Origin of the sequence: Catellatospora coxensis, assembly GCF_016862635.1 — a bacterium.
Lineage (GTDB): Bacteria > Actinomycetota > Actinomycetes > Mycobacteriales > Micromonosporaceae > Catellatospora > Catellatospora coxensis.
Map to the genome: position 1 here is coordinate 1 of NZ_BONI01000083.1, position 12,033 is coordinate 12,033.

Here is a 12,033-nt window from a genome sequence, read left to right on the forward strand (position 1 = left end):
GGGCTCGGACATGCCTGCGACGAGCGGAGCGAGGAGCGGGCATGAGCGAGCTTTGCGAGCGAATCAGCGGGCTCGGACATGCCTGCGACGAGCGGAGCGAGGAGCGGGCATGAGTTCGGTGGCACGGAGGATCGGGAAGGCCGCCGCGATCACGCTCATCGCCGGGACGGTGGGCGGTGCGGCGCTGCTCGCGGCCGAGGCGGTGGTGGCCCGCAGCCGCCGGTACGCCAAGCCGGGGCTGGGCCTCGCGCTGCGCACCACCGTGGGCGCGGACACCGCCGCCCCGCTGCGGCTGGTCATGCTCGGCGACTCCGCGGCGCTCGGTGTGGGCGTGGACCGGGTCGCCGACACCGTGGGCGGCCAGCTGGCCGCGCTGCTGTCCGGCGGCGAGTCCGGCAAGGGCGGCCCGGTGCAGGCTGTGGCGCTGTCCAGCGTGGGCGTCGCCGGGTCCCGCTCGTCGGACCTGGCCACCCAGGTGGCGCGCTGCCTGCTCGGCGACCGTCCCGACGTCGCGGTGATCCTGGTCGGCGGCAACGACGCGATCACGCTGCGCCGCCCGTCCGACGCGGCGGCGTACCTGGGCGCGGCGGTGCGCCGGCTGCGTGAGGCCGGGGTCGAGGTCGTCGTGGGCACCTGCCCCGACCTGGGCGCGGCCCGCGCCATCGCGCCGCCGCTGCGCCAGGTCGTCGGCTTCCTGGGCCGCCGGGTGGCGCGGGCGCAGGTGCGCGCGGTGCACGCGGCCGGGGGCGCCGTGGTCGACCTGGCCGCCGAGACGGGGCCGGTGTTCCGCGCCGACCCGAACACGCTGTCGGCCGATCGCTACCACCCTTCCGCGGACGGTTACCGGGTGTGGGCGTACGCCCTGCTCCCGGCCGTCGCCCACGCCGCCGGAGTCACCCCCCGCCTGCCCTGACCCGACCCTGCGCGGGCGCGGGCGCGCGTCAAGATCGGCCGACTTGCAGGCAGGTGGGCGTATCTTGAGCGCTCTTTCGCCCACCTGCCAGGCAAGTCGAACGATCATGCGGCGCGGGCGGGGCTGATGACTTTCTCACCCGGTCTGGTGGGGCAAGTTACCGGCGAGTTAACGTTCGTTCATGTCAGATGCTGTCATCGTCGCCACCGCCCGGTCCCCCATCGGCCGGGCCGGCAAGGGCTCCCTGAAGGACCTGCGCGCGGACGACCTCACCGCCACCATCATCCAGGCCGCCCTGGACAAGATCCCGGGCCTGGACCCGGCCGAGATCGACGATCTCTACCTGGGCTGCGGCCTGCCCGGTGGCGAGCAGGGCTTCAACATGGGCAAGGTGGTCTCCACCCTGCTGGGCCTCGACTCGCTGCCCGCCGCCACGGTCACCCGGTACTGCGCGTCGTCGCTGCAGACCAGCCGGATGGCGTTCCACGCGATCAAGGCCGGCGAGGGCGACGTGTTCATCTCGGCGGGCGTCGAGATGGTCTCGCGCTACGCCCGCGGCAACTCGGACTGGCTGCCCCCGGACGCCGCCGCGGCCGTCGGCGGGAGCTGGAACAACCCGCGCTTCGAGGCGGCCCAGGCCCGCTCCGCGCAACGCGCCGGGGCCGGGACGCCGGTCTGGACCGACCCGCGCGAGACCGGCGAGCTGCCCGACATCTACCTGACGATGGGCCAGACCGCCGAGAACCTGGCCCAGGTCCACGGGGTGACCCGCGAGGACATGGACGCTTTCGGCGTACGGTCGCAGAACCTCGCCGAGCAGGCGATCAGGGACGGCTTCTGGGCCCGCGAGATCACCCCGGTGACCCTGCCCGACGGCACCGTGGTCAGCCAGGACGACGGCCCCCGCGCCGGAGTGACGCTGGAGGGCACCGCCGGGCTCAAGCCGGTGTTCCGCCCCGACGGCCGGATCACCGCGGGCAACTGCTGCCCGCTCAACGACGGCGCCGCCGCAGTCGTGATCATGAGCGGTAGCCGGGCCCGCGAGCTGGGCCTCAACCCGCTGGCGCGGATCATCTCCACCGGCGTGACCGCGATGAGCCCCGAGATCATGGGCATCGGCCCGGTCGAGGCGACCCGGCAGGCGCTCAAGCGGGCCGGCATGACCATCGACGACATCGACCTGGCCGAGATCAACGAGGCCTTCGCCGCGCAGGTCATCCCGTCGTACCGGGAGCTGGGCCTGCCGCTGGAGAAGGTGAACGTGATGGGCGGGGCGATCGCCGTCGGCCACCCGTTCGGCATGACCGGCGCCCGCATCACCGGCACGCTGATCAACAACCTGCAGTGGCACGACAAGAGCATCGGCCTGGAGACCATGTGCGTGGGCGGCGGCCAGGGCATGGCGATGATCATCGAACGCCTCAGCTGACCCACCGGCGTAGAGCCGTTAAGAAGGGCACCTTCTACAACGCGGAGCGTTGTGAAGGTGCCCTTCCTTTGTTCAGGTGAGGGTGTGGCGGAGGGCGGCGATCTCCTCGGCTGCGGCTGTGGTGAGTTCGGGCGGCGGGGCGGCGGCGGCGAGGTCGGCGGCCACGACCTTCAGCTGGTCGGGCAGGGCCAGATCGGACAGCCGGGGCACGTCGCGGCGCGGGGCGCCGGCGAGGTCCGCGGCCTGGTCGGCGAGGCGCTGGACCAGCTTGTGCACCTGGTCGCCCTGGTCGCGCCAGCGCGCGGGGGTCCAGTGTCCGACCTGGTTGGCCAGGAGGTCGACGGCGCGCGTCAGCTGCTCGATGCTCACCCCGCGATTGTCCCGGGCCGGAAAACCGACCGCCGCCCCGGGGCGTCCCCGGAGCGGCGGTGGTCGGGTGCGCCCCGTTCGGGGCGCACCGTCAGTCTTCCGAGAAGTACGAGATCAGGCGCAGGATCTCCAGGTAGAGCCAGATCAGCTCGACGAGGATGCCGAACGCGCCCAGCCAGCCGTACTTGCGCGGCAGGCCGGCGGCGATGCCGTCCTCGATCTGCTTGAAGTTGACGACGAACATCAGCGCCGCGACCACGATGCAGACCAGGCTGAAGATGATCGCGATGCTGCCGCCGTCACGCAGCGGGCCCGCCGCGCCGGTGATCATGCTGATCACGAAGTTGACCAGGATGACGATGCCCAGACCGGCCGCGGCTCCGATGACCACCTTCAGGAACTTCGGGGTGGCCCGCACGATCTTGAACTTGTACAGCGCGGCCATGATGAAGAAGACGCCGAGCGTGGCGACGACCGCCTGCGTGACGATGCCCTCGAAGAGGTGGTTGTAGAGCTTGCTCACCACACCGAGGAACACGCCCTCGACCACGGCGTACGAGCTGATCACGATGGGGTTGGTGACCTGGGCGAACGAGATGACGAGGCCGATCGCCACCCCGACGAACATCGAGGTGTACCAGACCGGCGACAGCACCTCCCACGGCACGACGGCCGCGGAGATCGCCGCGGAGATCGCCGTCAGCGCGATCAGCGTCACGGTCTTGACGACCACGTCGTCGATGCTCATCCGGTCGACGTGTCCGGACTGGACGACCTCCGGGTAGCCGCCCGCCGGATAGTCCGCCGGGTAGCCCTGGCCCGGCACCGAGTACCGGGGCTGCTGCGCGGCCGCGCTGATGCGGCTGAGCACCGGGTTGGAACTCTTCACAGCGGGTTCTCGCCTCCTCCACAGGGAATGTGCGGACAGAGTAGCGGATCGGCGCACCTGCGGAGATCACGATTCTCGCGCCTTCGGCAGGCCGCGGCCACGGCCGGCGAACCGCAGGCATGCTCCGTGGTGTCCGAGGTCACCTCGGGCGGGCGGCACTCCCCGGCCGCCAGCGCGCGGATGCGGCCGCGACTGGACCGGAGCGCCCCGAAGAATTCACCACGCCCGATCCTTAATGAAACCTTATGAAAAGCCTGCGAATTCGCGCCGCGACAGGGGGTCCATCGACCGTTACCGCACCTCGTGAAATTCGGAACGAAAAGCAGGCAACCAGGGGGTGACAGACCGTCGGGTGCTCGCTATGCTCGTCCACAACGCGCTCCAATCGCCCGCTTCCCCCGTGGCAGGCGATCGGAGCGCGTCACTATTTCCGGAGCTTTTCGCCGCGCCATTCGCGCGTTGCCTGCCGGACCGCGGAAAACGCCATTCGACACACCCGCGGCGACCACCGCACAACCTGCTGGTGCCCGGGGCGGGACTCGAACCCGCACGCCTTTCGGCAGTCGCTTTTAAGGCAACCGTGTCTGCCGTTCCACCACCCGGGCGCGTTACGCACGTTGCCGTGCCCTGACACGGTAGCGGTTCGTCCCGGCCCGAAGCACGCCCGTTGTCACTATCCGGAGAACATGAGCACAGCGGCCGATCGGCCACGGACGCACGTGAAGCGCTAGGGTCAAGCGCGTGACGAGCACCGCGCCCGCCCTCACCACCGCCCCGAAAGACGCCGAACTGCCTGGCCAACGGGGTGGTGCGGACGCGTCCGCGGCGGGGCGGCCCAGCCGCCGGCACGAGTGGGCGCGCGACGTCCTGGTGGGCCTGGCCTTCCTCGCCCTGGCCGGATGGCTCACCCTCGGGCTCTGGCCCGACCCGGAAACCCGCACGCTCGCCCTGAACCCGCCCGACCAGATCCTCTACGAGTGGTTCCTCGCCCACGACACCATGCTGTGGAGCGGCGACTTCTCTCTGGTCACCGACCGCCTGAACGCCCCGTACGGGGTGAACCTGCTCGCCAACACCACGGTCATCCTGCTCGGCGGCCTGCTCGCCCCGGTCACCGCCGCGTACGGCGCGGCCACCACGTTCGCGCTGCTGGTCGCACTCAACCTGGCCGGCACCGCGCTCGCCTGGTACCTGCTGCTGCACCGCACGCTGGGCGCGAACCGGATCGCGGCCGCCGTCGGCGCGGCGTTCTGCGGCTTCGCCCCGGGCATGGTCTCGCAGTCCAACAGCCACCTGCACATGACCGCGCAGTGGCTGATCCCGCCGATGCTGTGGTGCGTCGTCGAGCTGGCCCGCGCGGCCCGCTCCGGCACCGCCCGGCCCCGCCGGGTCGTCGGCTGCGGCGCGCTCTTCGGCGTACTGGTCAGCCTGCAGGTGTTCATCGGCGAGGAGACCCTGTTCCTCACCGCGCTCGCGCTGGCCGTGGTGACCGTGGCGTACGTGGCGATGGTCCGGCCGCCGCGCGCCGTGCTGGCCCGCTTCGCCGCCGGGCTGTCCATCGCCGTCGCGGTCGCCGTGGCGCTGCTGGCCTATCCGCTCTGGGTCCAGTTCAAGGGCCCGCAGTCGGTCTCCGACGGGGTGTTCAGCCCCTTCTACTTCTCCGCCGACCTGGCCGGGTTCACCGCGTTCTCACCGCTGACGGCGGCCGGCGACGAGGCGGCGGCGAAGCTGACCACCGGGCCGGCCGAGTACAACACGTTCCTGGGCTGGCCGCTGGTGCTGCTGTCGCTGGGGCTGCTGGTCTGGCAGCGGCGGGACGCCCTCGCGGCGGCCTGCGGCGTGGGCGCGCTGGTCATGTGCTCGCTGGCGCTCGGCCCGCAGGTCATGCTGCACGGCGAGCGCACCCCGCTGCCGGGCCCGTACCGGCTGCTCATGCACCTGCCCGTGGTCGACGGCGCGCTGCCGATGCGCTTCGCGCTGGCCGCGATCCCGCTGCTCGCCGTGCTGCTGGTGCTGGCGCTGCGGCGGGCCGGGCAGTCGGCGCAGCGCGGCGTACGGATCGCCGTCCCGGCGCTGGTCGCCGCGGCGCTGCTGCCGCTGTTCCCGACCCCGCTGCCGACCGCCGACCGGGCCGCGGTGCCGGCGTTCTTCGCCGACGGCCTGTGGCGGCAGTGTGCCACCGACGGCGACGTCATCGTGCCGGTGCCGCTGCCGACCCCGGAACAACCCCAGCCGATGCGGTACGCCACCGCGGCGCTGACCGCGTTCGCCCTGCCCGAGGGCTTCTTCATCGGCCCGCACGGGTCGAACGGCAAGGCGACCATGGGCATCGGCAAGCGGACCACGTCCTGGGTGCTGTCCGAGGTGGCCCGCACCGGCATCGTGCCCCCGATCAACGACGACCACCGCCTGGACGCCCGCAAGGACCTGACCAAGTGGAACGCCGCATGCGTCGTCCTGTCCCCCGGACACCCCCGCCACGCCGAACTCCAGCGCGCCCTGGAAGCCCTCCTCGGCCCCGGCACCCCCTCCGGCGGCGTCCTCTACTGGCCCCGCACCTGGTGACCGCCCCGCCCACCGCCCGGCAGGCGGGCCCTTCCTGTGCGAGAAAGCCGGTTAGGGCTGTTGGGTGGGTTGGGTTACTTGGGCGAAGGGGTCCATGGGCTGGTGGAGGGCGCCTAGGGAGACGACTTCGCGCTTCAGGAACAGGGCCAGGGTCCAGTCGGCGATCACGCGGACCTTGCGGTTCAGCGACGGGATGCGGCTCATGTGGTACGTGCGGTGCATGAACCAGGCGACCCAGCCCTTGGCCTTGAAGCCGTACACGTGCGCGACGCCCTTGTGCAGGCCGAGGCTGGCCACCGAGCCGACGTGCTTGTGCCGGTACTCCCGGATGCCCTTGCCGCGCACGGTGGCGATCAGGTTGTCGGCCAGCAGGCGCGCCTGGCGAACCGCGTGCTGCGCGCTCGGCGAGCACATCTCACCGGCGGCGGCGGTCAGGTCGGGCACCGCGGCGCAGTCGCCCGCGCTCCACGCGCCCTCGACGAGCGAGTCCCCGTCGACGACCCGCAGCGTCGGGTCGCAGGTGAGCTTGCCCTGCGCGTTGCGGGGCAGGTCGGTCGCGGCGATCATCGGGTGCGCCTTGACGCCGGCGGTCCACACGATGGTGTCCGCGGCGAACTCGCCGCCGTCGGACAGCTTCACCACGCCGTCGACGCAGGACTCCAGCCGGGTGCCCAGACGCAGGTCCATGTTGCGCTTGAGCAGCGCCTCGACCGTGTACGCGCCCATCTGCGGCCCGACCTCGGGCAGCACCCGCTGGGTGGCCTCGACCAGCACCCAGTGCATGTCGTCGGCCTTGAGCTCCGGGTAGTAGCGCAGCGCGTCGCGGGCCATGTCCTCCATCTCGCCCAGCGCCTCGACCCCGGCGAAGCCCGCGCCGACGACCACGAAGGTCAGGGCGCGCGCCCGCGTCTGCGGGTCGGTGGTGGCGGCGGCGATGTCCAGGCATTCCAGCACGTGGTTGCGCAGCCAGATGGCCTCACCGATGGTCTTGAAGCCGACCGCGTGCTCGCGCAGGCCCGGGATGGGCAGGGTCCGGGAGACGCTGCCGGGCGCGACGATGATGTGGTCGTACGGGATCTCCCGGGACGGGCCCACCACCGGCTGCACCGTGGCGACCTTGCGGGAGTGCTCGACCTTCGTCACCGCCCCGTGGACGATGTTGCAGTCGCGCAGCTCCCGGCGCAGCGGCACGACGGTGTGCCGGGGGGAGATGTTGCCGGCCGCGGCCTCGGGGAGGAACGGCTGGTACGTCATGTGCGGCTGCGGGTCGACGACCGTGACCTCGGCCTCGGTCGAGCGCAACTTGCTGGACAGGCGCAGGGCGGCGTAGAGGCCGACGTGGCCGGCGCCCACCACCAGGATCCGTACAGGCTTCACGCATTCACGCTACCGCTGCGGCATCGCTCTGATCAGCGCCGATACCTGTGATCCCGAACAGCGACGGCCGTCACGCCGTCCTGATCAGGGCCGCCTGCCCAGCCGAGTGAGCAGCGCCACGGCCACCGCCACGACGGCCAGGCCGACCACCAGCGCCACCGTGGGGGTGGTGATGTACATGCCGGGCAGCACCGTCACCAGCAGCACCGTGAGCGCCCCGGCCGCGGCCAGCACCAGCCCCGAGCGCACCGCCCAGCGCAGCAGCACCTGGTTGTCCACGATCGCGTCGTACGGCAGCACCGCCGCCAGCGCCGCCGCGTTGTGCAGCAGGTAGAGAGCCACGGCGGTGCCCAGCAGCCGCCCGGTCGACGGCTCGGCCAGGAACAGCACCGTGTCGACGAGCCACATCCCGACCGTGGCCAGCATCACCAGGGTCACCACCACCCCGCCCGGGGCGAGCGCGGGCACGGCGGCCAGCGCCAGGAAAGCGAGCATCATCCGCGCGGGCAGCCCGCCCGGCGCGGCCAGCAGCAGGCCGGTGAACGCCGCCACGAAGACCACCCCGCGCACCAGCAGCGGACCGCCGGTGATCCGGCCCAGGTCGCGGACCTGACTGAGCAGCTGCTTCACCGCAGCACCGCCTTCGGGGCCGCGGCCAGCCGGGACACGTCCCGCAGCACGGCGTCGAGGCTGCCCGCGCCGGCCCAGGCGACCACCGGCACCCCGTGCTCGGCGAGCTGGCCCATGGTGTTCTCTCGTTCGGCCTTCCACAGCCGGTACGACACGTCGCTCCAGGTGTTCACGGGCGGCGAGACCAGGTCGGTGGGCAGCGTGTCCACGGCGACCACGAAGCGCCCCGAGCGGGCCAGGCCGGCCAGCATCGACGCCGACCGGGCGTCCAGCAGCGGGGTCAGCACGACGACCAGCGCCGCCGCGGAGATGCCCGCCGCGAGCTGCGCGCCGCCCCGCTCCTGCGCGGTCGGGCTCGGGTGGGCGTCCAGCAGCCACTCCAGCACCGTCAGGTACTGCCGCCGGCCACTGGCCGGGCGCAGGCGGCGGGCCTGCGCGCCGTACTCGAGCACCGAGACGCGGTCGCCGCGGTGCAGGTAGTGCTCGGCGATCGCCGCCGCCGCGCGGACGGAGCGGTCCAGCACCGAGGACGCGCCGCCGATGCCGCCGGAGCGGCCCGCGTCGGCCAGCAGGTCCAGCAGGACCACCACCTCGGCGTCACGGTCGGACAGCGTCGCCGCCACGTGCAGCCGCTCGGTGCGCAGCGAGACCCGCCAGTCGACGCGGCGCAGCCGGTCACCGGGCCCGAACTGGCGTACGCCCGCCAGCTCGCCGCCCTCGCCGGGCCGCCGTGAGCGGTGCTGGCCGACCAGGCCGGCCGCCCGGGGCATCGCCTCGTCGGCCTTGAACGGGTCGGTCAGCGGGTACACCTTCACGCCCAGCGCGCCGGTGACCACGGCCCGGCTGACCAGCAGCCCGTCCGCGGCGACCGCGTGCGCCGACGCCGGGCCCAGCCAGTGCCGCCCCCAACGCACCGCGGGGCCGGCCAGCTCGACGGCAGTCGCCACGCCCCGGGGCACCAGGGTCACGTACGGGCGGTTGCCGCCGCGCCGGGACGGGCCCGCGTCGGCGGCCCCGCCCTCCAGCCGCAGCCAGGGCGAGTGCTGCAGGTGCACCACCGTCAGGTCGTACCCGGTGATGTCGCGGTTCTCCACCTCGACGGTCGCGCCGAGGTCACCGCCCTCGACCGGGAACGACTCGACCGTCGACAGCCGCAGCCCCGGCAGCGTCCGCGGCCGCTTGGCCAGGGCGAACGCCACGCTCAGCGCCAGCGGCGCGGCGAGGATCACCAGGTCGGTACGGCCCAGCAGCACGGCGGCGACCAGCAGCAGTCCGGCCACCAGCACCGCCCGGCCCAGCGCCCGGGTGGGCGCCCAGTTCTCGCCGGTGTCGGTGGACGCGACGGGCTCCAGGTCGCCCTCGGGGGAGGCTCCCTGGGACATCTCAGCCTCGCAGCCCGGTCGACCGGTACGGCGGGTCCAGCAGCTCGTCCTCTAACTCCGCCAGCCGCCGCCCGGGGGCCGGCTGGCGGCCCGGGGCCGCGGCGTGGCTCGGCAGCGCGCCGCTGACCGGGGCCGGCGTCGCGGCGAGCACCTCGGCCACCACCGAGACGGGGTCGATGCGCTTGAGCCACATCTCCGGCCGCAGCGTGATCCGGTGCGCCAGCGCGGGCAGCGCGACCGCCTTCACGTCCTCCGGGATGACGTAGTCGCGCCCGGCCAGTGCGGCACGGGCCCGGGACAGCAGCAGCAGCGCCAGCGAGCCGCGCGGCGACGAGCCGACCAGCACCGCCGGGTGCTCGCGGGTGGCCGCGGCCAGCGACACCAGGTAGCGGCAGATGGAGTCCTCGACCTCGATCTGCTCCAGCCCGGCCTGCATGCGCAGCAGGGTGGCCGCGTCGACGACCGGCTCGACCTCGGACTCCTCCTGGCGGCGGACCATGCGCCGGCGGAGCACGTTCAGCTCCTCGTCGGCCTCCGGGTAGCCGAACGACACGCGCAGCATGAAGCGGTCCAGCTGCGCCTCGGGCAGCGGGTAGGTGCCCTCGTACTCGATCGGGTTGGCGGTGGCCAGCACGTGGAACGGGGCCTCCAGGCGGTACGTCACGCCCTCGACGGAGACCTGCTTCTCCTGCATCGCCTCCAGCAGCGCCGCCTGCGTCTTCGGCGGCGTGCGGTTGATCTCGTCGGCGAGCAGCAGGTTCGTGAAGACCGGGCCGGCCCGGAAGGTGAAGTCGTGGGTGCGCTGGTCGTACAGGAACGAGCCGGTCACGTCCGCGGGCAGCAGGTCGGGGGTGAACTGCAGGCGGCGGAAGTCCAGGCCCAGCGCCTGGGCGAAGGTGCGCGCGGTCAGCGTCTTGCCCAGACCGGGCAGGTCCTCCAGCAGCACGTGGCCCCCGGCGAGGATGCCCGCCAGCACCAGCTCCAGCGAATCCCGCTTGCCCACCATCACGGTGCCGACCCGGTCGAGCACCTGCTGGGCGAGACGGCCCACCTCAGCGGCGGGGATCGGTTGCATGCTCACAGTTTCTCCAAGGCATTGACGATCACATCGAGTTCGCGAGGGCTGGGCGGGCGCTTGGCCGGCACCGTGAGGAGCGTCCAGAGCGGATCACCGAGCAGCCTACGCGCGCGTTCGGGCTCGGTCGCGCGGTTCACGCCGTGGCGCTGGCGCAGCCGCTCGTCGACCACCTCGGCCAGGCGCGGCTGCACCCGGCGCTGGAAGCGGGCGGCGTCGGTGTGGCTCCACTCCAGGATGGTCTCCCAGCGGGCCACCGCCAGCCGCAGGCCGTCGGTGACCTCGGACTGGTCGTCGGCGACGGCCCGGCCCGCGCGCCGGGGCGGTAGCGGGGCCTTGAGGGAGCGGGCCATCCGCCACACCCCCACCACGGTCAGCGCCACCGCGAAGACCAGCGGCAGCGGCATGGTCAGGCTGAACACCTGCAGGGTGAGCCAGCCGGCGGCGGTCCAGGCGATCGCGAAGCCGAGCAGGCTCAGCCAGCGGGTCGCCTTCGGCCGGGGCGGGCGCGCCGCGACGGGGCCTTCCGGCCGGCTGAACCCGCCGAGCAGGTCACCCAGGGTCGCACCCTCGTCGACGTCACCGTCCACGTAGTCGTCATGCTCGCTGCGCTCGGTCATGCCCCCTCCTCGCTGCGCTCGTCGAGGGCATACCCGGAGCTCATGATTCGCTCGCGAAGCTCGCTCATGCCTTCACCTCACCGCGGGTGGCGGCGGTCAGTTCGTCGCGCAGGCGGTGCAGGGAGGCCCTGGCCTGCAGGCGCATGTCGTCGTCGACGCGGTGGGTGGCGTAGCGGGCGCGGCGGTACACGTCGGCGAAGCCGTTGAGCACCCCGGCGTCCAGGCGGCGGCGGTGCAGCATGCGTACGACCAGGTCGGTGGCGGTGTCGTCGGGCAGGCGCGGCACGCCCGCGGCGGCGGCCGCCTGCTCCAGGCGCACCCAGCAGGCGATGACGGCGGTACGCGGATCGGCGGCGTCGTCGTCGAGGTCGAGCAGGCCCGCGTCCAGTGCCGCGACGACCTCCTCCTCGTCGGTCAGCTGCGCGATGCGCACCGGCGGCTTCTCCCGGATGGCCCGGCGGCGGAACTTCGTGGTGGACTTCGCGGCGGCCTTGAGCAGCACCACCAGCACGGCCGCGCCGATGGCGAGGAGCACGACCAGCCCGACGACGCCCAGCCAGCCGGTGTCGGCGGCCTCCTCCGGCGGCGCGGACGGCGACGGGGTGGGGGTGCGCGGCGACGGCGAGGCGGTCGGGGTGGGGTTCGGCGACGCGGACTGCTCCGGCGCGGCCCGGCCGATCGGCAGGACCGAGACCGAGGCCGTCGCGGCCGCGAGCATCAGCAGCGCGGCCACGGCCAGCAACGGCCACCAGCGACGCAACGCTCCCATGTTCCCCGCTCCGAT

General features: G+C 73.0%; 11 protein-coding genes and 1 tRNA gene. 3 read left to right on the forward strand and 9 right to left on the reverse strand.

Going from position 1 to position 12,033, the window contains the following annotated elements; genetic code table 11:
• Positions 1-109 precede the first annotated feature (109 nt).
• Together Cco03nite_RS34555 and Cco03nite_RS34560 are read left to right on the forward strand one after the other, a co-directional pair.
• Complete coding sequence (locus Cco03nite_RS34555; protein ID WP_203698095.1) at positions 110-913, forward strand: SGNH/GDSL hydrolase family protein; 804 nt, start codon at positions 110-112, stop codon at positions 911-913.
• 181 nt (positions 914-1,094) lie between these two features.
• Positions 1,095-2,342, forward strand: a complete 1,248-nt coding sequence (locus Cco03nite_RS34560; protein WP_203698096.1) for an acetyl-CoA C-acetyltransferase — start codon at positions 1,095-1,097, stop codon at positions 2,340-2,342.
• Between the two features lie 72 nt (positions 2,343-2,414).
• Here Cco03nite_RS34560 and Cco03nite_RS34565 read toward each other — a convergent pair whose 3' ends face one another.
• The 3 genes from Cco03nite_RS34565 to Cco03nite_RS34575 form a co-directional block, all read right to left on the reverse strand.
• The gene (locus Cco03nite_RS34565; protein WP_203698097.1) at positions 2,415-2,711 is read right to left on the reverse strand and encodes a hypothetical protein; all 297 of its coding nucleotides are present in this window, start codon (positions 2,709-2,711) and stop codon (positions 2,415-2,417) included.
• Positions 2,712-2,802: 91 nt separating this feature from the next.
• Entirely contained in the window at positions 2,803-3,600 is a 798-nt protein-coding gene (locus Cco03nite_RS34570; protein ID WP_203698098.1) for a Bax inhibitor-1/YccA family protein, read from the reverse strand.
• Positions 3,601-4,121: 521 nt separating this feature from the next.
• Positions 4,122-4,205, reverse strand: a tRNA-Leu gene (locus Cco03nite_RS34575).
• A 136-nt stretch (positions 4,206-4,341) separates the two neighbouring features.
• On the opposite strand from Cco03nite_RS34575, the gene Cco03nite_RS34580 reads away from it, so the two are divergent.
• On the forward strand, positions 4,342-6,165 hold the full coding sequence (locus Cco03nite_RS34580) for a DUF6311 domain-containing protein (RefSeq protein WP_239167899.1): 1,824 nt from the start codon (positions 4,342-4,344) through the stop codon (positions 6,163-6,165).
• A 51-nt stretch (positions 6,166-6,216) separates the two neighbouring features.
• On the opposite strand, the gene Cco03nite_RS34585 is transcribed toward Cco03nite_RS34580, so the two are convergent.
• From Cco03nite_RS34585 to Cco03nite_RS34610, 6 genes are all read right to left on the reverse strand, one after another.
• The gene (locus Cco03nite_RS34585; protein ID WP_203698099.1) at positions 6,217-7,542 is read right to left on the reverse strand and encodes an NAD(P)/FAD-dependent oxidoreductase; all 1,326 of its coding nucleotides are present in this window, start codon (positions 7,540-7,542) and stop codon (positions 6,217-6,219) included.
• Between the two features lie 84 nt (positions 7,543-7,626).
• Positions 7,627-8,172, reverse strand: a complete 546-nt coding sequence (locus tag Cco03nite_RS34590) for a hypothetical protein (protein WP_203698100.1) — start codon at positions 8,170-8,172, stop codon at positions 7,627-7,629.
• Positions 8,169-9,554: a DUF58 domain-containing protein gene (locus Cco03nite_RS34595; RefSeq protein ID WP_203698101.1), complete on the reverse strand. Its 1,386-nt coding sequence runs from the start codon at positions 9,552-9,554 to the stop codon at positions 8,169-8,171. The genes Cco03nite_RS34590 and Cco03nite_RS34595 overlap by 4 nt, the downstream gene beginning before the upstream one ends.
• A 1-nt stretch (position 9,555) precedes the next feature.
• The gene (locus tag Cco03nite_RS34600) at positions 9,556-10,629 is read right to left on the reverse strand and encodes an AAA family ATPase (RefSeq protein ID WP_203698103.1); all 1,074 of its coding nucleotides are present in this window, start codon (positions 10,627-10,629) and stop codon (positions 9,556-9,558) included.
• Between the two features lie 2 nt (positions 10,630-10,631).
• Positions 10,632-11,249 carry a hypothetical protein gene (locus tag Cco03nite_RS34605; RefSeq protein ID WP_203698105.1) on the reverse strand — a complete coding sequence of 206 codons (618 nt, stop codon included), beginning with the start codon at positions 11,247-11,249 and terminating at the stop codon, positions 10,632-10,634.
• Between the two features lie 64 nt (positions 11,250-11,313).
• Positions 11,314-12,018 (reverse strand): DUF4129 domain-containing protein, encoded by a 705-nt coding sequence (locus tag Cco03nite_RS34610; RefSeq protein WP_203698107.1) that lies wholly within the window; start codon positions 12,016-12,018, stop codon positions 11,314-11,316.
• Positions 12,019-12,033 lie beyond the last annotated feature (15 nt).

Bases quoted from the DNA above. Each gene is read 5' to 3' on its own strand.
- Cco03nite_RS34605 (WP_203698105.1), bottom strand. From the start codon at position 11,249: ATGACCGAGCGCAGCGAGCATGACGACTACGTGGACGGTGACGTCGAC.
- Cco03nite_RS34595 (WP_203698101.1), bottom strand. From the start codon at position 9,554: ATGTCCCAGGGAGCCTCCCCCGAGGGCGACCTGGAGCCCGTCGCGTCC.
- Cco03nite_RS34555 (WP_203698095.1), top strand. From the start codon at position 110: ATGAGTTCGGTGGCACGGAGGATCGGGAAGGCCGCCGCGATCACGCTC.
- Cco03nite_RS34600 (WP_203698103.1), bottom strand. From the start codon at position 10,629: ATGCAACCGATCCCCGCCGCTGAGGTGGGCCGTCTCGCCCAGCAGGTG.
- Cco03nite_RS34610 (WP_203698107.1), bottom strand. From the start codon at position 12,018: ATGGGAGCGTTGCGTCGCTGGTGGCCGTTGCTGGCCGTGGCCGCGCTG.
- Cco03nite_RS34560 (WP_203698096.1), top strand. From the start codon at position 1,095: ATGTCAGATGCTGTCATCGTCGCCACCGCCCGGTCCCCCATCGGCCGG.